We start from the raw sequence: 18,628 nt of genomic DNA, 5'->3' as shown, positions 1-18,628 counted from the left end.
CGATGATCGCCGACATCCTGGTCGCCGGGCTGGTCTTCGGCAGCCTGTACGGCCTCGTCGCGATGGGTTTCAACGTCCTGCACCGGCCGACGAACGTAGTGAACTTCGCGCAGGGCGAGCTCATCATGATCGGCGCGATGCTGATGGCCGCCACCCCGATCGGCGGGCTCCCCTGGGCGGTCGCCGCGGCCTGCGTGATGGCCGTCGTCGCGGTGGTGGCGCTGGCCGAGGAGCGGGTGGCCGTCACCCCGGTGCTGCGCAGGTCGTCCCACGCCGCCGGCTGGGTGATCACCACGCTGGCGTTCTCGCTGCTGATCGCGGAGGCCGCCGGGCGGCTGTGGACGGACCAGCCGAGCACCGTCGCGCCCCCGTGGCCGCTGTCCATGGACGTCGAGCACGTGGCGGGGTTCCGGTTCTCCAGCTACCAGGTCGGGGTGGTCGTCGTGGCCGTCGCCGCGGTGCTGCTGCTCGGTCTGCTGGACCGTTCCCGGCTCGGCACCGCGCTGCGGGCGGTGGCCGCCGACCGCGACGGCGCCCGGCTGCGCGGCATCGACCCGACCGCGCTGACCCGGCGGTCGTTCCTGCTCGGCGGCGCCCTGGCGGGGCTCACCGGGGTGCTGGCCGCGCCGCTGCTGCTGGCCTCGGTGACGATGGGCCTCGGCCTGCTGATCAAGGGCTTCGCCGCCCTGGCGGTCGGCGGGATCGGCGACAACCGCGGCGTGCTGGTGGCCGGGTGGGTGCTCGGCACCGTGGAGGCGGCGGGCGCCGCCTACGCCTCGCCCGGCTCGCAGTCGGTCGTCCTGTTCGCGGCGATGCTGCTCATCCTGCTGATCCGCCCGAACGGCCTGCGCGGTCTGGCGGTGCAGCGCCATGTCTGAAGGTCTCCGGACACGGCCGGGCGCGGCCCGGCGCGCGGCCCCCTGGCTCGCCCTCCTGGCGGCGGCCGCCGCGCTGCCGCTGGTGAGCGGCGACCCGACGATCACCTACCTCGCCACCACGGCGGCGATCTATGTGGTGGTGGGCACGGGGCTGAACATCATGTTCGGCTATACCGGGCAGGTCTCGCTCGGGCAGGGCGCGCTGGTCGCCGTCGGCGCCTACACGACCGGCGTCCTCATGGCCGGCCACGGGTGGACGTTCTGGACGGCGGCCCCCGTGGCGGTGGTGGTCACCGCGGGCGCCGGGACGCTCATGGCGCTCCCCGCGTTCCGGCTCTCGTCCTGGTACATCGCCCTGGTGACGCTGGGCGCGGCGATGGCGGTGCGCAGCCTGCTGGTCGAGTTCGAGGGGCTGACGGGGGGCTGGTCCGGGCTGGTCGGCATCCCGCGTCCCGCGTTCGGCTCACGGGAACTGGGGGAGCGGGAGGTCCTCTGGATGGTGCTCGTCCTGAACGTCGTACTGTTCGTCATGGTCCGCAACATCGTCGACTCCCGCCTGGGCAGGGGCATGATGGCCGTGCGGGACGCGCCCGAGATGGCGCGGAGCGTCGGTGTCGGGCCCGCGCGGGCGAAGCTGTTCGCGTTCGCCTGCGGCGGCGCGACCGCCGGGCTGGGCGGGGCGCTGCTGGCCGTCCACCACGGGCTGGTCACCCCGGACGACTTCACCCTCGACTTCTCGATCCTCTTCCTGCTGGTCGTGATCATCGGCGGCGCGGCCCGGCCGGCGGGCCCGGTCATCGGCACGCTGCTGTTCTTCGCGCTCCCGGAGCTGCTGACCGGCCTGGCGGAGTGGCGCGGCCTGATCTACGGGGCGGCGCTGCTCGTGCTGATGGTGTACGCGCCGCACGGCATCGCGGGGGCGTGGGACAAGCTGCGGGCACGCCGGGGAAGGAGCGCCGCTCCGGCGTCCCCGGCCGCCGCCGGCGCGTCCGACGGCACCGCCGAGGTGCGGCCGCCGCGCGGGGGGCCGCTCGGCGTCGAGCTGTCCGGCATCCGCAAGGCCTTCGGCGGCGTCCACGCCCTCGGCGGCGTCGACCTCACCATCGAGCCCGGCGGGGTGCACGCGATCGTCGGGCCGAACGGGTCGGGGAAGACGACCCTGCTCAACGTGATCAGCGGCCTGCTGCGCCAGGACGGGGGACGGGTCCTGCTCGGCGCCGAGGACGTGAGCCGGGCCACCGCGGAGCGACTCGCCCGGCGCGGTGTCGCGCGCGTCTTCCAGACGCCGCGGCTGCTCGGCGCGTCCAGCCTGCGCGACAACGTCCTGCTCGGCGCCTACGCGCGAGAACGGGCGGGCGGGCCGGCGACCGTCCTGCGGTTGCCGCGGGCCCGCCGGGAGCGGGCGGAGCTGGTGGCGGAGGCCGACCGCCTCCTGGCCGGCCACGGCCTGGCCCGGCGGGCGGACGAGGAGGCCGCCGCGCTGCCGCACGGCGAGCAGCGGCTGCTGGAGGTGGCCCGGGCGCTGATGGCGCGGCCGCGCCTGCTGCTGATGGACGAGCCTGCCGCGGGGCTCACCCCCCGCGAACTGGAGGCGCTGGGGCGCCTGATCCGCGCGATCCGCGACGCCGGCACCACGGTCGTCCTCGTGGAGCACCACATCGAGCTCGTCGCGAGCGTCGCCGACGTGGTGACGGTCCTGGACCGGGGCCGGCTGGTGACGTCGGGGCCTCCGGAGGAGGCCCTCGGCGACGCGCGGGTCGTCGAACTCTATCTGGGGGCACCGGCATGACGGCGCGGAGCGAGCGGACGGCACCGGGCGAAGACCTGATCACCGTGTCCGGGCTGAGCTCCGGCTACGGGGCGGTGCCGGTGGTCCGGTCGGTGGACCTCACGGTCCGGACGGGCGAGGTCTTCGCCGTGGTCGGAGGCAACGGGGCGGGGAAGACCACCCTGCTCAGCACCCTCTCGGGGCTGCTCCGCCCCACGTCCGGTTCGGTGCGGTTCGCCGGCGCCGACATCACCGGCCGGAGTCCGGAGCGGATCGTGGCGCAGGGGCTCGTGCACATCCCCGAGGGCCGGCGGCTGTTCACCGGGCTCACGGTGGCCGAGCACCTGCGGCTCGGGCTCTGGAACGCCCCGAACCGGCGCAGGGTCGAGCGGGAGCGGACGGAACGGGTCGTCGACCTGTTCCCGGTGCTGGGCGAGCGGATGGGCGCCTACGCGGAGGTGCTCAGCGGCGGGGAGCAGCAGATGCTCGCCATTGGCCAGGCGCTGATGCGCCGGCCCCGGCTGCTGCTGCTGGACGAGCCGTCCATCGGCCTCGCGCCCGTGATCATCCAGCGGGTGTTCGCGGTGGTGGACCGGCTGCGCGCGGAGAACCTCACGGTGATCCTGGTCGAGCAGCGCGTCGGCCAGGCGCTGGCCCTGGCCGACCGGGGGCTCGTCATGCGGCACGGCCGGGTCGAGGCGGCGGGGGACGCCGCCGAACTGGCGCGGGATCCGGCGCTGCGGGCGGCCTACCTGGGCGCGGCCGGGGCCGGCGGGCAGAGGATCGAGGAGCGGCATGAGCGGTGAGTGGTGGGGCCCGGCGGTGCCCGAGGCCGAGGAGTGCGTGATCGCGGAGCTGCTCGTCCGCCGGGCCGGGGAGCATCCCGGGCGGGTGTACGCGATCTTCGAGGACGGCACGCGGTGGACCTACGCCGAGACCCTCGCCGAGGCCGAGCGGGTCGCCGCCGGGCTGCGCGGCCTCGGGGCGCGTCCGGGCGACACGGTGGTCTCCTGGCTGCCGAACGGGCCGGACGCTCTGCGCGTCTGGTTCGGCGTCAACCTGCTGGGCGGCACGCTCGTCCCGCTCAACACCGCCTACCGCGGCGGGCTGCTCGAACACGCGATCCGGCTGTCCGGGGCGCGGGTGGCGGTCGTGCACGCCGACCTGGCGAGCCGCCTCGACGAGATCGACACCGGCGCGCTGGAACGGGCGGTGGTGCTCGGGAACGACGGCGCCCCGCCGCCGCGCCGGGCCGCGCCGGCGGGACCGGAGCTGCTCGGGCCGGAGGCGCTGGCCGCGCCGGCCCCGGGGTTCCGGCCGGAGTCGACGCCCCGGCCCTGGGACCCGTACGCGGTGATCCTCACCTCCGGTACGACCGGGCCGTCGAAGGGCGTCCTGTGCTCGTACGTGCAGCTCGCGGCGTGCGCGCGGGCCGCGTTCGGCGGCCGCTTCGGGGCGGAGGACCGCTACATGGTGAACCTGCCGCTGTTCCACGCGGGCGGCACCATAGGGAGCTACGCCGCACTGCTGCTCGGCGGCGGCATCAGTCTGGTGAGCGCGTTCGACACCGAGTCGTTCTGGCCGACCGTCCGGGCGACGGGGACCACGCACGTCACGCTGCTCGGCGTGATGGCGACGTTCCTCGGCAAGCGCCCGCCGTCACCGCGGGACCGCGCGCACCCGCTCCGGCACGTCTTCATGATCCCGCTGATCGAGGACAGCGCGGCGTTCGCCGAGCGCTTCGGCGTCGGCGTGGTCGCCATGTTCAACATGACGGAGGTCTCCATCCCGATCATCTCGGGCGCCGATCCCGGCGTGCCGGGCACGTCCGGGCGGCTGCGTCCCGGGGTCGAGGCCCGGATCGTCGACGAGCACGACCGGCCGGTCCCCGACGGGGAGGTCGGCGAGCTCGTGCTGCGCACCGACCAGCCCTGGGCGATGAACTCCGGGTACCTCGGGATGCCCGAGGCGACCGCGCGGGCGTGGCGCAACGGCTGGTTCCACACCGGCGACGCCTTCCGCACGGTGGACGGCGAGTACTTCTTCGTGGATCGGATGGGCGACACGATCAGGCGCCGCGGGGAGAACATCTCCTCGGCCGAGGTGGAGACCGAGCTGCTGGCGCATCCGTCGGTCAGGGAGGCCGCGGTGGTCGCCGTCCCGAGCCCGTACGGCGAGGACGACGTGCTCGCGGTCGTCGCGCCCGTGGAAGGCGGGACGGTCGATCCGGCCGAGCTGCTGCGCTTCCTGGTCCCGCGCATGGCGCACTTCATGGTGCCCCGCTACGTGCGCGTGGTCGGCGCGCTGCCGCACACCCCGACGCACAAGGTCGAGAAGCACCGGCTGCGCGCCGAGGGCGTCACGCACGACACGGCCGACCGCGAACGGCTGGGCGTGGTGGTCAGGCGCGACCGCATCGGCGGGACGTCCTCCGACCGCTGAGCCCACCGGCCGGAGGGCCCGCCGGCACTGGTGCCGGGCGGGGCCTCCGGCCGTTGACGCGCGCCGGAGGCGGGGCCGTCAGGTGTCCTGGGAACCGGCGCCGACGAGTTGCAGGGCGAGGAAGGCGTACTGGTCGGCGAGATCCTGGGCCGACATGGCGCCTTCCGGCCGGAACCACTGCCCGGCGTTGATGCACATGTCGAGGATGGCCTTGGCGACCACGTCGACCTGGACCGGACGCGGCGACCGCGGGTCGCTCAGGCGGAACCGGCCGGCGGCCAGGCCCCGCTCCAGGGTGCGTTCGAAGATCCGGCGGACGCGCCGCTGGGCGTCCAGGACCTCCCTGGCCTGCCCGGGCGGGAGGTGGCGCCATTCGGTCCGGGCGACGAGGCCCTCGATGCGCCGTTCGGTGTGGAAGAGCGTGAGCTCCCGCACGAGTTCGGCCAGCTGCCCGTCGGCCCGGTCGCCGCCGCGCAGGAGCCCCTCCTCCAGCATGCGCTCGGAGTCCTCGTGGGCCCGTCTGAGGATCGCGTAGAGCACCTCCTCCTTGGACCCGTAGTGGTTGTAGAGGGAGCCCGCGGTGACGCCGCACGCGGCGGTGATCTTGCGGACGCTGGTGGCGGGGAACCCGTCCTCGTAGAACAGGCGCGCCGCCTCGTCGAGGATCCGCCGGCTCATCGAGCCCGTGGCCGGTGTGTCGTCGGCGGTCGTCCGGGAGCGTGTCGTAGCCACGCCCCGACGCTATCACCACATGAACGTTCATTGACCTGCGCTCGCCGAATCTGATAAACAAACGTTCATACAGAAGGGGGCCGGGATGAGTGAACCGGTGATCGACGTCTGCGAGGTCGCCTACGACACCGAGTGCTGGACGGCCTATCTGCGCTCGCTGGCCACCGCCGCGCCGCGCTACCTCGTCCTGTTCGCCGGGCGGCTCGCCGCCGCCACCGGAGGGGAACCGGACGTCGTCGCGGCCGAGGCGGCCCGCGACCCCGCCGGAACGGCGGAGCGGCTGGCCGCCGTCCTCGGGCGCGGCTTCGACGTGGACCGCCATGTCGCCGAGCTGGCCGGGACGGGGGTCGTCCACCAGGTCCTGCACGGCGGGCCGTGGCCCGTCGCGGGCGGCACCGTCAACGACCGGGTCGCCGCCTTCGCCGCCCGGCACCCCGACCGGCTCAGCGCCTGGGCGGGCGTCAGCCTCACCGATCCGCGGGCCGCGGTCGCCGAGGCGCGCCGCGCGCTCGACGAGCTCGGCGCGACCGGCCTGTCGGTGATCCCCTTCCTCGACGGCGTGGACCCGGCCGATCCGCGGCACACGGAGCTCTGGCGGCTCGCCGCCGACCGCGGCGTCCCGGTGTGGATGCACTGCGGGCAGCACTTCCGCTCGGACGTGCCGATCGACGTCTCCGCGCCGCGGGTGCTGGACCGGATCGCCGGCGCCCACCCCGGCCTCGTCCTCGTGGCCGGGCACGGAGGGTGGCCCTGGGTCACCGAGATGCTGGCGGTGGCGCAGCGGCACGCCGACGTCCACCTGGAGTTCTCGTCCCACCGCCCGTCCAGGATGGCGATCGGCGGATCGGGCTGGGACGCGTTGCTGTCGCCGGCCGCGCGGCCCGTCCGGGACCGGGTCATGTTCGGCTCGACCAGCTGGACGCAGGCGAGCACGCCCGCCGCGCTGGCCGCCGAGGTGACCCGGCTCGGCCTCCCCGACGCCACCGCCCGCGCCTGGCTGCACGGCAACGCCGAGCGGCTGCTGGCCCGCGCCCGCGCACGGACGGCGGCGTGAACGGCCGCCGGATCCTGGTCACCGGCGCGGCCGGAGGCATCGGCACGTCGCTCGTCGCCGAACTGCTCCTCCAGGGGGCGTCCGTGCTGGCGACCGACGTCGACGAGGCCGGGTGCCGCCGCCTGGAACGGCGCTTCGCCGACCGGCTGGAGGACGACCGCCTCCACACCGTGCCGCTCGACCTGACCGAGACCGGCGCGCCGCGGCGGCTCGTCGCCGGCGCGGTCGACCGGCTCGGCGGCCTGGACGGGCTCGTCAACAACGCCGGCGTCGAGCACCGCGCGGCACTGGGCGAGCACACCACGGCCGACTGGCGGCGCGTGCTGGAGATCAACCTGTCGGCGCCGTTCCGGCTCGCCCGCGCGGCGGCGCCCGCCCTCGCCGGCGTGCCGGGCGCTGCCGTCGTCAACGTCTGCTCGATCGCGGTGACCGGGTTCGCCGGGCAGGCCGCCTACGACGCGAGCAAGGGCGGGCTGCTGAGCCTGACCCGGTCGCTCGCCGTCGAACTGGGGCCGCTCGGCGTCCGCGCGAACGCCGTGTGCCCCGGCTTCATCGACACCCCGATGCTCGACGAGAGCGGGCTTCGCGGGCTGGCGGAGAAGGTCGCCGCACGGCTGCCGATCGGCCGCTGCGGATACCCGGAGGAGGTCGCCGCCGCGGTCGTGTGGCTGCTGGGCATGAGCGCCGGTTACGTCACCGGCCAGGCATTGTTCGTCGACGGAGGGATGGTCAGAGCATGACGCACGGAGAGGGCGCGGCGCCCGGAGGCGCCGGACCCCTGCTGGTCTCCCGCCCGGCGCCCGGGGTCCTGTGGCTGACCATGAACCGCCCGGAGCGGCGCAACGCGCTCGACCGCGCGCTCGGGGAGGAGCTGCTGCGGGCGCTGGAGCGCGCCGAGACCGATCCGGCGGCCCGGGTGGTCGTGCTGACCGGCGCCGGCAGCGCCTTCTGCGGCGGGGACGACCTCGGCGCGGTGGACGAGCACCTCGCCGGGGACCGGCGGCGCTCACCGGTCCTCGGCGACACCGCCGACCCGGTGTACCTGCGGATCGTCGAGGCGATCGTCACGGCGCCGCAGCCGGTCATCGCGGCGGTCAACGGCCCCGCGGCCGGGGCGGGCACCGAGCTGGCGTGCGCCGCCGACCTGCGGATCGCGTCGGGCACGGCCCGGATCGGGAGCTGCCTGGTGAACGTCGCCCAGACCGGCACCGCCGTCATGCTGGCCCGCATCGTCGGGACGGCGAAGGCGACCGAGATCTACCTGTCGGGAGGGCTGCTCGACGCCGCGGAGGCCGAGCGCCTGGGTATCTACACCCGGGTCGTCCCGCCGGAGGACCTGCCGGACGCGGCGCTCGCCGAGGCCCGGCGCCTCGGGGCCGGGCCGACCCGCGCGATCGGCCTCTACAAGCAGCTGCGCGAACGGGTGTACGGCCAGCCGCTGGAGCAGGCGCTCCGGATCCAGAACGCCTTCCACATCCGCAACAACAGGGAAGTCCATGACGCGGTCGAAGGGGCCCGCGCCTTCGTGGAGAAGCGCGACCCCGAGTTCACCGGCCGCTGAGGAGGAACGCATGACCAAGACAGACGGCGACGTCTTCGGCCGCCTCGACGGCCGGGTCGTCCTGGTCACCGGCGCGGCGAGCGGCATCGGCGCCGCCTCGGTGCGGCTGTTCCGGGCCGTGGGCGCCGAGGTCGTCGGGGTGGACCTGGTCGCGGGGGAGGGGATCGTCCAGGCGGACGTCTCCGATCCGGCGCAGGTCGCCGAGGTCGTCGACGCGGTGGCCTCCCGGCACGGACGGCTCGACGTCGTCCACGGCAACGCCGGCGTCAACGTCCCCGGCCGGCCGCACAGCCTCACCGACGCCGACTACCGCAAGGTGATGGGCGTGTGCTGCGACGCGAACTTCTACCTGGTGCGGTCCGCGGTGGGGCACATGCGCGCGCACGGGGGAGTGTTCGTGTTCACCTCCTCGATGTGCGGAGTGGCGGCGACGCCCCGCTCCCCGGTCTACAACATGGCCAAGCACGCCCTCATCGGCCTCGCCCAGTCGGTCGCGGTCGACTACGGGGCGCAGGGGATCCGCGCGGTCGCCCTGGTCACCGGCCCCACGCACACCGGGATGGTGGACGAGTTGTGGCCGCCCGGCCCGCTCCGCGACTCCCTGGCCGCGACCACCTCCGCCGGGCGCCTCGCCGCCCCCGAGGAGCAGGCCCGCGCCGCGGTGTTCGCCGCGCTGCCCGGCAGTTCCTTCCTCACCGGCTGCGCCCTCACCGTGGACGGCGGCGCGACCGCCGGGTGGAACGAGATGGCCCGGACGATGCTCACCCTCAAGGCCGTGTGATGGCGGAGCTGGGACGCATCGAAGGCGGCGTCGAGACCCCGATGCGGGACGGCGTCGTTCTGCGCGGCGACCTGTGGCGGCCGCCGTCCCCGGCCCCTGCCGTGGTGTTCCGGACCCCGTACGGGCGGCGGCAGATCAGCTCCGACACGCTGCACCCCCAGCACTGCCTCGCCGGAGGGTTCGCCGCGCTGGTGCAGGACACGCGGGGCCGCTTCGAGTCCGACGGCGAGTGGCGGCCCGTCATGTGGGAGCAAGAAGCCGAGGACGCCTACGACACCGTGGAGTGGGCGGCGGCGCAGCCCTGGTGCGACGGCAACGTGTTCCTCGCCGGGACGTCCTACCTCGGCATCGTCGCCTGGCTCGGCGCCGCGCTGCGCCCGCCGCACCTGCGCGGCATCGCCCCGGCCATGACGACCGGCGCGGCGGCGGACGTCCGCGACACCGGTGGCGCGCTGAGACTCGACCACCTGGTCGGATGGCTGGCCTACATGGCCGCCGACTGGCTGGGGCGGCTGGGGCCGGACGCCGACCCGGCGCTCGTCGCGAAGGTCGCGGCGCTGATCCACGACCCGGAGCGGGCGATGCGGCGGCTGCCGCTCGCCGCCATGCCGGAACTGGACCTGCCCGGGTTCCCGATCCGCGTCGGCGACCTGCTGGACGGGCGGGTCCGGGCCCTGCCCGACTGGGACCACGCGGCGGTCGAGGTGCCCGTCCTGTCGGTGACGGGCTGGTACGACGTCTACGCCACCGCGACCGTCCGCGGCCACCTGGAGATGCGGCGGCTGCGCCCGGACCTGCGGCACGAACTGATCGTCGGCCCCTGGGCGCACACCGGCGCCCTGACCCACCTGCAGGGCGAGGTGAACTTCGGCGTCGCGGCCTCGGCCGCGGCGGCCCGGCTCCCCGCCCGGCACCTGGAGTTCTTCCGCCGCTGCCTCGACGGACCGGACGGGCCCGCCCCCGTCCGGTACTTCCTGATGGGCGCCGACGAGTGGCGCGGCGCCGAGCGGTGGCCGCCCCCGGGCGCCGCCCGGCACGCCCTCCACCTGGCGGGCCCCGCCGTCGCGGGCGGGCCGCCGGGCCGGCTGTCCGCCGAGCCCGGCTCCGCGGAGCCCGACGGCTACGTCCACGAACCGGCCGCCCCGGTACCGAGCCGCGGCGGGCGCGTCCTGCACCTCGGCCGCCTGGTCCCCGGTCCGCTGGACCTGAGCCGGACGGCCGAGAGGACCGACGTCCTGCTCTACCTCGGCGACGTGCTCGGCGAGGACACCGACGTGATCGGCGCGGTGCGGCTGAAGCTCTCGTTCGCCACCGACGCGGCGGACGCCGACGTGATGGCCCGGCTGGTGGACCGCCTGCCGGACGGGCGGCTGCTGCCGGTCTGCGAGGGAGTGGCCCGGCTGAGCCACCGCGACGGCCCGGACACGCCGGTGCCGAAGGGGGAGCCCGTGGCGCTGGAGATCGACCTCGGGTACACGGCCCAGCGCTTCGCGGCGGGCCACCGCATCGGGCTGCTGCTGTCCAGCAGCAACTTCCCGCACTTCGACCGCAACCAGGGTGACGGGGGACCGGCCGCCGCGGCCGGACCCGGCACACCGTCCGCCCAGAGCGTCCACTACGGGACGTCGGTCCTCCTTCTGGGCGACGGGGCGGGGCCGTGACGCCGCGGCACCGGACCCTCCGGCGCCCCGGCTGCGAGATCCACTACTGGACCGGCGGCTCCGGCGACGGCGCCCCGATCGTCCTCACCCACGGCGCCACCCTCGACCACCGCACGTGGGAACCGCAGATCGAGGCGTTCGCCGCCCGGCACCGGATCGTGCTGTGGGACGTCCGGGGGCACGGCCGCTCCATCCCCAACCGGTCGGCGTGGAGCCTGCGCGCGGCCATGGACGACCTGCTCGCGATCCTCGACGAGGAGGGCGTCGAGCGCGCCGTCCTCGTCGGGCAGTCGATGGGCGGCAACCTCTCCCAGGAGATCGTCCACCACCACCCGGGCAGGGTCTCGGCTCTGGTCGCGCTGGGCTGCGCCGGGAACACCCTGCCGCTGTCGCGCCGGGAGCGGATCCAGGCCGCGGCGGTCGTCCGCATGCTGCCCTGGTACCCGCGCGGGGCGCTGATCCGCCAGGAGGCCAGGGCCTCCGCCCGGAACCCCCGTGTCCGCGAGTACGTGCGCGAGACCGCCGCCCGGATGTCGCGCCCGGACATGGTCGCGGTCATGGCGAGCCTGGTGGGCGCGCTCCACCCCGAGCCCGGTTACCGGATCGAGCTGCCCGAGCTGCTGCTGCGCGGCGAGCACGACCGGCTCGGCAACTTCCGCACGTCCATGCCCGTCTGGGAGCGCCGGGACCCGCTGGCGTGCCACCTCGTCGTCCCCGACGCCGCCCACCTGGCCAACCAGGACAACCCCGACTTCTTCAATGGCGCCGTGCTGCGGTTCCTCGCCGAGCACGGACTCGACTCACCGAAGGGCCGACATGACGATGTGGAGTCGTGAGGACGGCGGCGGCGTCGCCGTCCTCACCTACCGCAACCCCCCGCGCAACTTCCTCACGTTCGCCGCGCTCGAAGAACTCGATGCCCAGCTCGCCCGGGTGGAGACCGACCCGGACGTCAGGGTCGTGATGCTCACCGGCGGCGTCCCCGGCTACTTCATCGCGCACGCCGACCTGGACGAACTCGCCGAACTCTCCCGGGGGCCGGTGCCGCGCGCCCGGATCTGGTACACCGCGATGCGGCGGATCGAGCGGATCCCGCAGCCGGTGATCGCCGCGATCGACGGCCAGGCGTGGGGCGGCGGCCTCGAACTGTCCCTGGCCTGCACGCTGCGCTGGGCCTCGGCGGACGCCCACGTCAGCCTGCTGGAGACCGCGCTCGGCATCATTCCCGGTGCGGGAGGCACCCAGCGCCTGGCCCGCCTGATCGGCCCCGGGCGCGCCGCCGACGTCGTCCTGTCCGGCGACGTGTTCACCGCCGAGCAGGCCTGGACGTGCGGGATCGTCGAGCGGGTGCTCCCCGCCGCGGGATTCCGGGCGGAGGCGGTCCGGCTGGCCCGGCACATGGCGTCCCGCCCCGCCGCCGCCCTCGGCGCCGCCAAGCAGGCGCTGGTCGAGGGCTCCCGCATGCCGCTCACCGACGGCCTCCGCCTGGAGGCCGCCCTCTTCGCCGAGCGGCTGGCCAGTCCCGAGTCCAGGACGCTCCAGGACGACGCGCGCCGCCGCTACGCGGAGGCGGCCGACGGCGACCGCGTCGCTTTCGGGGAGCACCGATGAGGACCGCCGTCATCACCGGCGCCGGCCGCGGCATCGGCCGCGCCGCCGCGCGCACGCTCGCGCGCGACGGTTACGCCGTCGCGGTCGGCTACCACCGGAACGCGGAGTCCGCCGCCGAGGTCGTCGAGGGGATCCGCGGCGACGGCGGCCGCGCCGAAGCCTTCGCGCTGGACGTCGCGGACCGGGACCAGTGCGCCGAGTTCGTGCGCGCGGCCGGCGAACGGCTCGGCCCCGTGCGCGCCGTCATCTCCAACGCCACCGGCTTCGGCTCGACCTCACCGTCCCTGGGCGAGGCCCTCGACACGCCCTGGCACACCTACGAGGAGATGTTCGCCGCCCGCGTCGGCTCCCTCCTCGCCCTGGTGGCGGCGGCACGTCCGCAGTTGACCGGCGGTGGCCGGGTCGTGACCACCGTGAGCACGGGGACGAGCAGGCACGTGCCGGGCTACGCCGCGATCGCCGCCGCGATGGCCGCGACCGAGTGCGTCGTCCGCTACCTGGCGGTGGAACTCGGCCGCGACGGCATCACGGTCAACCTGGTGAGCGGCGGCGTGGTGGCCACGGACGCGCTGCGCGACATCAGCCCCGACCCCGAACGCCTCCTGTCCGCCGCCGCCCGCGCCACCCCACTGGGCCGCGCAGGCACCCCCGAAGACCTCGCCGGGGTCGTCTCGTTCCTCTGCGGCGACAAGGCCGCCTGGATCACGGGCCGCGCCCTCATCGCCGACGGAGGCAACTCCCTCCGCTGACTCCGACGGCATACCCACCCACCGACGGCCCGGGTGCGGATCAGGGCCGTTCCAGCAAGCGGTCGACCAGCCCGGCGATGTAGTCCGGGGTGAGCGGGCCCGCGCCGAACAGGACGCGGATGTACATCGGGGCCATGATGTGGTCGAGCACGCCCAGCACGTCGGGTGGGCTCTCGCCGCGTTCGCCGGCGCGGTCGAGCATGGCCTGGACGAACCGGGTGCGTTCGGCGAGAAAGTCGTCACGCGCCCGCAGACCGCGTTCGCCCCTGTTCGACAGGGCGACGGTCAGGCGCAGCACCGCCAGACCGTCGGGTCCCGTGATCTCGCGTGCCACCTGGGCCGCGTAGGCGTGCAGGTCACCGGACAGACTCCCGGTGTCGGGCATCGGCGACTGCGCGTTCAGGCGCGTGAGAACCACGTCGGTCAGCAGGGACTCAAGGGTGCCCCACCGGCGGTAGATGCTGGTGTCGGCCACGCCCGCGCGGGCCGCGACGTCGCCGACCGTGAATTCCCCGTAGCCGCGCTCGCCGACCAGGTCAGTGACGGCCTGATGCACCGCCGCTCGGACACGGGCGCTGCGCCCGCCGGGCCGCCGGGCCGGCCGTCTCTCCTCCATGGGCCCACCTTAGCGCAGCTCCCAGTTGCGTTTACAGCTCCCACCATCTAGGTTCCTAACGCAGTAGAGAACTGCATTAGGAGGAGCGATGGCGAAGTCCGCACCGCCGGTGGCCGTGCCCAACCGGGCGGCGCTGCTCACGGTGACCTGCCTGGGGCAGTTCATGGTGCTGCTCGACAACACGATCGTCGGTGCGGCGCTGCCCGACATGCAGGAGCGGCTGCACACGCAGTTGACCGGGCTGCAATGGATCGTCGACGCCTACGTGCTGCTGGTCGCCATGCTGCTGCTGTCCGGCGGCGTCTTCGCCGACCGCTTCGGCCGCAAGAGGATGTACCTCACGGGCGTCGTGGTGTTCACCGCCGCGTCCGTCCTGTGCTCCGTCGCGCCCTCGATCGGCTGGCTGATCGCCGGGCGGGTGCTGCAGGGCGTCGGGGCCGCGGCGCTGAGCCCCGCCTCGCTGACCCTGCTCACCGCCGCGTACCCGGTCCCGCAGGAGCGGGTCAGGGCGATCGGGCTGTGGGCCGGATTCAGCGGAATCGGTCTGGCCGCCGGACCACTGGCCGGCGGCGTCCTGGTGGAGGCCTTCGGCTGGCCCGCCATCTTCCTCGTCAACGTGCCCGTCGGCGCGGTCCTGCTGGTCGCCGGCCTGCGCACCCTGGACGAGTCCCGCAACCCGAGCGCGCCGGCGATCGACGTCCCGGGAACGGTCCTGTCCGTCCTGGGCGTGGGGGCGCTCACCTACGGGCTGATCGAGGGCGGCTCCCGTGGCTGGACCTCGCCCGTGATCCTGAGCGGCTTCGCCGCCGCGGCCGTGATCCTCGCCGCCTTCGTGGTCGTCGAAGGACGCGTCGCGGCACCGATGCTGCCCTTGCGCCTCTTCCGGCAGCGGCTGTTCACGGTCTCCAACACGGCGATGATCGTGGTCGGTTTCGCGCTCATGGGCTCGTCGTTCTTCTTCTCCCAGTTCTTCGTCTACGTCCAGGGCAGCTCGATCCTGCGAGCCGGGGTGCAGACGTTGCCCGCCACCCTCGCGATGGTCGTCGTCAGCCCGTTCGCGGGCCGGTTCGCCGCCCGGTACGGCTTCCGGATCATGGTCACCCTCGGCCTGGCGCTGGCCGGGCTGGGACTGCTGGCCCTGGGCTTCGTGCAGGCCGACACCGGCTACGCGAACGTGTGGTGGCGGCTGGCCGTCGTCGGCATCGGGTTCGCCCTGACCATGTCGCCGCTGACCGGCGCCGCCATCCAGTCGGTCAGCCCGCAGGAGGGCGGCCTGGCCTCGGGCGTCAGCAGCACCACGCGGCAGATCGGCGCGGTCCTCGGCGTGGCGGTGCTCGGAGCCGTCGTCCGCACCCGGGAGTCCGGTGGCGCCTCCTTCGAGGAGGGACTCACCAGCGCCTTCGTCGTGGCGGGCGTCGTCACCCTGGCCACAGCCGTGTTCACGGGCCTGTGGCTGACCAGGAGCACTGAGTCGTCACGTCCGGCAAGCCCGGCCCCGCGCGTTCATGAGAACGCCACGAGCCACTGACCGCGGCGAGGGATCCCGGGAACAGCGACCGCGAGGCTTCGGCCTGCACGGGTACTTCGAGGAGCACCGCCGCTCGAAGTACCCGTGCAGGGCCGCGCACAGTCCTAGTGGTTGTCACACCAGGACTGTGTTCGCTTGGGTCTCGCGCTGTGCGACATGGCCGGCCAGCTTGATCAGCAGCATGACCGAAGCCGCCAGGGTCAGCGCGCCGAGCAGCGCACTGAGCACTGAACCGAGCATCATGAACGCGGTGTGCGACACGAGGATCCCGCCGATGAGCCAGATCCGGTGCCGGTCGCTCCAGTTGGCGGCCGTGCGCCAGCGCAGCACCACCAGCCCGAACGGGACGGCGGTCATGGCCCCCACGACCAGGAGGAGAACCGGCGCCATCATGTCGCCGAGCAGCATCGTGGATCCGAGGCCGAGCGGGAGCACCGTCGTCAGGAACGCCATGGTCAGATACATGGACACGAACCCCACCACCCCCGGGCGCGGCGCGCGCCGATCGGCCCGGCCGAGTTCCTCACGGTGCGGGAGGGCGACGCCCATCAGAGCGAGCACGGCGAGCCCGATGATGAGTGCGGTGAACACCACCATCGCGCTCCACGGCATCTGGTATCCGGGATCCACGATCGCCGACACGATGGTGCGCAGCCCGAACACGCCCACGATCGCCAGGGCGCCGACGCCGACGAATCCGCCCCGGCCCAGGTACGGCCGGTTCCGGCGATGCGGGAAGAGCAGGTCGGCGAGGGCGATGGGGACGAGGACGCTGAGGACCACGTGCACCCCGATCTGGGACTCCCAGTAGGTCCAGTTCAGGCCGAGGAAACGCAGGCCCCAGTCGGCGGCGCCGTACATCCGGGGGCTGGTCAGGGCCTGCAGGCCCAGCCCGTCCTCGGCGAGCTCGTAGGCCAGGCCCAGCAGCACGAGACTCGGCCAGCCGCCGCCGACCCGGACGACCGCCTCCCGGATGAACAGGACCCCCGCCCCGTACATCACCAGCAGCAGCGGCAGGAGCAGCCACGTCGCCGGTACGGCGACCGCGGTGAAGGTCAGTTCCGCGCACGCCGTCGTCAGGAGGACGAGCGCCCACGGGGCACTGATCCGGCGCCAGTTCAGTCGTCCGGTCATCAGGCCGCGCCCCCCGTCCCGGTGCGGGCCGTGTGCGCGAGCAGCAGCTCCTCGAGCTTCGCGGTCTGCGCCTCGGCCAGGGCCATGGCCTGCTGCTCGTACGCCGCCCGCAGCGCCGGGTCCTCCGGCATCGGCGGGGCCATGTTCGGCTGGAGCCGGGACGTGTTCAGCCAGTGGCCGATCTCGGCGTTGCCCGCCCAGCGCAGCTGCTCGAGGTTCCCGGAGATGGCGAAGCGGAGCCAGTCGGCGTCGGTGCGCGGATTCTGCGAGACCGGGCAGAGCGCGTTCTTCTCCGCGTCATCGCCGTACGCCGTCTCCACGTGCGCGATGAGCGCGGCGCTGAACACCGGCTGGCAGACGCGCACCGACTGCGTGGTGATCAGCCCGTCCTGGAAGATCGGGACGATGGGGCGCTGCTTGATGGCGTCGGCGGTGCAGTCCACATGCAGCGCGCGGGGGCCGGTCGGCACGCTGCCGCCGTCGAGTTCGATGTCGGTCCGGGTGATCTGCTTCACCCGGCCGAGGCGCACGACGTGCTCGATCCGGCGCAGCTGGTCGAGCTCGGCCCGCGAGACGGTCGCGCAGCGGAACGCCGTCGGCCGGTCGTCCGCGGAGATGCGCAGCACGGTGCCGGCGGCGTTGAGCCGTTCGAACAGGTCGGGGACGGACTCGGCGCCCATGACGGCCTCGTGCCGGGCCATGTGGTCACGCACGATCTCCTCGGGCCGGCGGAGCGGCATCGGCTGCACGGTCCTGCGGTCGATGAGCCACGGCGCGCGGGGCATGATCCAGGTCAGCTTCGCCGGGTCGACCCCCTGCTCGAGCAGCCAGAGGCAGGCGTCGATGCCGGTCTTGCCGGCGCCGACGATGACGTACCGGTCGTAGGGCGCGCGAACGGCGGGCAGGCGGTTGGGCGGCACCAGGTGAATGCCGTCGGCGACCGGGAACTCCGGAGGCTGCATCGCCGGCACGGTCACGCCCTGGTAGGTGGTGTCCACGACCTTCCGGCGCACGGTCACCTCGTACTCATCGCCGGAGGTCGTGAGGTGGAAGCGGCCGGCGCCGTCGTACTCGGCCATGGGGAAGTACGACACCCGGCCGGACGGCAGGAACGTCTGCCGCATGATCTGGTCGTAGTAGCTGCAGATCTCGCCCGCGCCGGCCAGCTCGTACAGCCCGGCGTTCCAGCCGGCGCTGTCGACCGCTCCGTTGCCGAGCGGCCGCGAGTTCACGCCGTACATCACCGAGGGCTGGTGCAGCCGCACGTACGGGTAGGCGACCGTCCAGTGCCCGCCGGGCTGGTGGTAGCGATCGACCATCACCACGGTCGCGTCCGATTCGGTGAGAAGCGTGTCCACGAAGGCCATTGCCGTCGCGCCGGCTCCGACCACGAGGTAGTCGGTCTCGATCCTGGTCACCATCGCATGCTCCATTTCTGTTCCTTGGTCATTTAGGTGTGCGCTCATTTTTTGGACGCTGGACGAAGCGCTGTTCCGGGCCGAACGCCAGGCCCGAAGTCTCCAGACCCGCCGGATTCCCAGCGGGCCTGACGCCACCGCCGTCATTCTCGATATCGCTGATCGAGCCGCCGAATACGCACTCGACGTCATTGCGCGGTGCGGCGTTCAGAATCCGCGGGGAGGTCGTCCGGCGGATCGCCGCCTCGGCGATGGGCCGCCGGAGTCTCAGGACACTTCCGCGCTCGGCGCCGGGGCCCGCTTGCCCGAGTGATCGACGAACGCCATGCCATGCGCGCCGGTGTGGGGCTGCCGTCCATGAGGGTCGATGCCCGTCCGCTCGGCGACTCGCCACGGATGTCGACCGCGTACCGGCCCGCACGCAGGTCGGGCGCGCGTCCACGACGGTCGGCTAGAGACCGAACCTGTGTAACCAGTACGCCGGCGTGGGGCCGGCGATCCCGGCGCCCGAGATCAGGACGCGGCGGCTTCTCATGGGTTTCCCCCTGGACGTGTCGCCGCCTGCGCGAGGTGCTCCGGTCGAGGACGCGCCGGTTCGGAGCAGCCGTCCCGCAGACGGGTGTTCGTACGGCGTATCTTTCACTCGATACACCGTAACCACAGAAAAGCCCCTGTTCTACGCCCAGCAGGGAAGA

At 73.9% G+C, this 18,628-nt stretch carries 17 protein-coding genes; 13 read left to right on the top strand and 4 right to left on the bottom strand.

From position 1 onward, the window contains the following. Window positions 1–2: 2 nt before the first annotated feature. Genes BJY14_RS02885 through BJY14_RS02870 form a run of 4 tightly spaced genes read left to right on the top strand, consistent with a single transcriptional unit; the run spans window position 3 to window position 5,088 of the window. Complete coding sequence (locus BJY14_RS02885; protein ID WP_179842158.1) at window positions 3–878, top strand: branched-chain amino acid ABC transporter permease; 876 nt, start codon at window positions 3–5, stop codon at window positions 876–878. Next, window positions 871–2,667: a branched-chain amino acid ABC transporter ATP-binding protein/permease gene (locus tag BJY14_RS02880; RefSeq protein WP_179842157.1), complete on the top strand. Its 1,797-nt coding sequence runs from the start codon at window positions 871–873 to the stop codon at window positions 2,665–2,667. Before BJY14_RS02885 ends, BJY14_RS02880 begins: the two co-directional genes overlap by 8 nt. After that, window positions 2,664–3,452, top strand: a complete 789-nt coding sequence (locus BJY14_RS02875) for an ABC transporter ATP-binding protein (RefSeq protein WP_179842156.1) — start codon at window positions 2,664–2,666, stop codon at window positions 3,450–3,452. The genes BJY14_RS02880 and BJY14_RS02875 overlap by 4 nt, the downstream gene beginning before the upstream one ends. Then, complete coding sequence (locus BJY14_RS02870; RefSeq protein ID WP_179842155.1) at window positions 3,442–5,088, top strand: AMP-binding protein; 1,647 nt, start codon at window positions 3,442–3,444, stop codon at window positions 5,086–5,088. Before BJY14_RS02875 ends, BJY14_RS02870 begins: the two co-directional genes overlap by 11 nt. A gap of 78 nt (window positions 5,089–5,166) precedes the next feature. On the opposite strand, the gene BJY14_RS02865 is transcribed toward BJY14_RS02870, so the two are convergent. After that, window positions 5,167–5,820, bottom strand: a complete 654-nt coding sequence (locus tag BJY14_RS02865) for a TetR/AcrR family transcriptional regulator (protein WP_179842154.1) — start codon at window positions 5,818–5,820, stop codon at window positions 5,167–5,169. 85 nt (window positions 5,821–5,905) lie between these two features. Here BJY14_RS02865 and BJY14_RS02860 point away from each other — a divergent pair, with 85 nt between their 5' ends. From BJY14_RS02860 to BJY14_RS02825, 8 genes are read left to right on the top strand one after another with little or no spacing between them, the layout of a single operon-like run. Then, a complete protein-coding gene (locus BJY14_RS02860) occupies window positions 5,906–6,874 on the top strand; it encodes an amidohydrolase family protein (protein WP_179842153.1) in 969 nt (322 codons plus the stop codon). Continuing rightward, window positions 6,871–7,614, top strand: coding sequence for an SDR family NAD(P)-dependent oxidoreductase (locus BJY14_RS02855; RefSeq protein WP_179842152.1), 744 nt, complete (start codon window positions 6,871–6,873; stop codon window positions 7,612–7,614). Before BJY14_RS02860 ends, BJY14_RS02855 begins: the two co-directional genes overlap by 4 nt. Continuing rightward, a complete protein-coding gene (locus BJY14_RS02850) occupies window positions 7,611–8,435 on the top strand; it encodes an enoyl-CoA hydratase-related protein (protein WP_179842151.1) in 825 nt (274 codons plus the stop codon). Before BJY14_RS02855 ends, BJY14_RS02850 begins: the two co-directional genes overlap by 4 nt. Before the next feature lie 10 nt (window positions 8,436–8,445). Continuing rightward, window positions 8,446–9,216, top strand: a complete 771-nt coding sequence (locus BJY14_RS02845) for an SDR family NAD(P)-dependent oxidoreductase (RefSeq protein WP_179842150.1) — start codon at window positions 8,446–8,448, stop codon at window positions 9,214–9,216. Further along, on the top strand, window positions 9,216–10,877 hold the full coding sequence (locus BJY14_RS02840) for a CocE/NonD family hydrolase (RefSeq protein ID WP_179842149.1): 1,662 nt from the start codon (window positions 9,216–9,218) through the stop codon (window positions 10,875–10,877). Before BJY14_RS02845 ends, BJY14_RS02840 begins: the two co-directional genes overlap by 1 nt. After that, window positions 10,874–11,713, top strand: a complete 840-nt coding sequence (locus tag BJY14_RS02835; protein WP_179842148.1) for an alpha/beta fold hydrolase — start codon at window positions 10,874–10,876, stop codon at window positions 11,711–11,713. The genes BJY14_RS02840 and BJY14_RS02835 overlap by 4 nt, the downstream gene beginning before the upstream one ends. After that, a complete protein-coding gene (locus tag BJY14_RS02830) occupies window positions 11,694–12,488 on the top strand; it encodes an enoyl-CoA hydratase/isomerase family protein (protein ID WP_179842147.1) in 795 nt (264 codons plus the stop codon). The genes BJY14_RS02835 and BJY14_RS02830 overlap by 20 nt, the downstream gene beginning before the upstream one ends. Next, a complete protein-coding gene (locus BJY14_RS02825) occupies window positions 12,485–13,237 on the top strand; it encodes an SDR family oxidoreductase (RefSeq protein ID WP_179842146.1) in 753 nt (250 codons plus the stop codon). Before BJY14_RS02830 ends, BJY14_RS02825 begins: the two co-directional genes overlap by 4 nt. A gap of 40 nt (window positions 13,238–13,277) precedes the next feature. On the opposite strand, the gene BJY14_RS02820 is transcribed toward BJY14_RS02825, so the two are convergent. Further along, complete coding sequence (locus BJY14_RS02820) at window positions 13,278–13,853, bottom strand: TetR/AcrR family transcriptional regulator (RefSeq protein WP_179842145.1); 576 nt, start codon at window positions 13,851–13,853, stop codon at window positions 13,278–13,280. An 88-nt stretch (window positions 13,854–13,941) separates the two neighbouring features. Between BJY14_RS02820 and BJY14_RS02815 the strand changes: the two genes are divergently transcribed. After that, window positions 13,942–15,381 carry an MFS transporter gene (locus BJY14_RS02815; RefSeq protein WP_179842144.1) on the top strand — a complete coding sequence of 480 codons (1,440 nt, stop codon included), beginning with the start codon at window positions 13,942–13,944 and terminating at the stop codon, window positions 15,379–15,381. A 114-nt stretch (window positions 15,382–15,495) separates the two neighbouring features. On the opposite strand, the gene BJY14_RS02810 is transcribed toward BJY14_RS02815, so the two are convergent. Next, window positions 15,496–16,515 carry a hypothetical protein gene (locus tag BJY14_RS02810; RefSeq protein WP_179842143.1) on the bottom strand — a complete coding sequence of 340 codons (1,020 nt, stop codon included), beginning with the start codon at window positions 16,513–16,515 and terminating at the stop codon, window positions 15,496–15,498. Continuing rightward, a complete protein-coding gene (locus BJY14_RS02805) occupies window positions 16,515–17,948 on the bottom strand; it encodes an NAD(P)/FAD-dependent oxidoreductase (protein ID WP_218905028.1) in 1,434 nt (477 codons plus the stop codon). The genes BJY14_RS02810 and BJY14_RS02805 overlap by 1 nt, the downstream gene beginning before the upstream one ends. Window positions 17,949–18,628 lie beyond the last annotated feature (680 nt).

Origin of the sequence: Actinomadura luteofluorescens (assembly GCF_013409365.1) — a bacterium.
Classification (GTDB): domain Bacteria; phylum Actinomycetota; class Actinomycetes; order Streptosporangiales; family Streptosporangiaceae; genus Spirillospora; species Spirillospora luteofluorescens.
This window is presented reverse-complemented; position numbering and strand designations above follow the sequence as displayed.

What these genes read in the sequence shown, in the direction of transcription:
- BJY14_RS02825 (WP_179842146.1), top strand. Translation starts at nt 12,485, where the DNA reads ATGAGGACCGCCGTCATCACCGGCGCCGGCCGCGGCATCGGCCGCGCC.
- BJY14_RS02845 (WP_179842150.1), top strand. Translation starts at nt 8,446, where the DNA reads ATGACCAAGACAGACGGCGACGTCTTCGGCCGCCTCGACGGCCGGGTC.
- BJY14_RS02820 (WP_179842145.1), bottom strand. Translation starts at nt 13,853, where the DNA reads ATGGAGGAGAGACGGCCGGCCCGGCGGCCCGGCGGGCGCAGCGCCCGT.
- BJY14_RS02860 (WP_179842153.1), top strand. Translation starts at nt 5,906, where the DNA reads ATGAGTGAACCGGTGATCGACGTCTGCGAGGTCGCCTACGACACCGAG.
- BJY14_RS02810 (WP_179842143.1), bottom strand. Translation starts at nt 16,515, where the DNA reads ATGACCGGACGACTGAACTGGCGCCGGATCAGTGCCCCGTGGGCGCTC.
- BJY14_RS02870 (WP_179842155.1), top strand. Translation starts at nt 3,442, where the DNA reads ATGAGCGGTGAGTGGTGGGGCCCGGCGGTGCCCGAGGCCGAGGAGTGC.
- BJY14_RS02885 (WP_179842158.1), top strand. Translation starts at nt 3, where the DNA reads ATGATCGCCGACATCCTGGTCGCCGGGCTGGTCTTCGGCAGCCTGTAC.
- BJY14_RS02805 (WP_218905028.1), bottom strand. Translation starts at nt 17,948, where the DNA reads ATGGAGCATGCGATGGTGACCAGGATCGAGACCGACTACCTCGTGGTC.
- BJY14_RS02840 (WP_179842149.1), top strand. Translation starts at nt 9,216, where the DNA reads ATGGCGGAGCTGGGACGCATCGAAGGCGGCGTCGAGACCCCGATGCGG.
- BJY14_RS02830 (WP_179842147.1), top strand. Translation starts at nt 11,694, where the DNA reads ATGACGATGTGGAGTCGTGAGGACGGCGGCGGCGTCGCCGTCCTCACC.
- BJY14_RS02875 (WP_179842156.1), top strand. Translation starts at nt 2,664, where the DNA reads ATGACGGCGCGGAGCGAGCGGACGGCACCGGGCGAAGACCTGATCACC.
- BJY14_RS02880 (WP_179842157.1), top strand. Translation starts at nt 871, where the DNA reads ATGTCTGAAGGTCTCCGGACACGGCCGGGCGCGGCCCGGCGCGCGGCC.
- BJY14_RS02850 (WP_179842151.1), top strand. Translation starts at nt 7,611, where the DNA reads ATGACGCACGGAGAGGGCGCGGCGCCCGGAGGCGCCGGACCCCTGCTG.
- BJY14_RS02815 (WP_179842144.1), top strand. Translation starts at nt 13,942, where the DNA reads ATGGCGAAGTCCGCACCGCCGGTGGCCGTGCCCAACCGGGCGGCGCTG.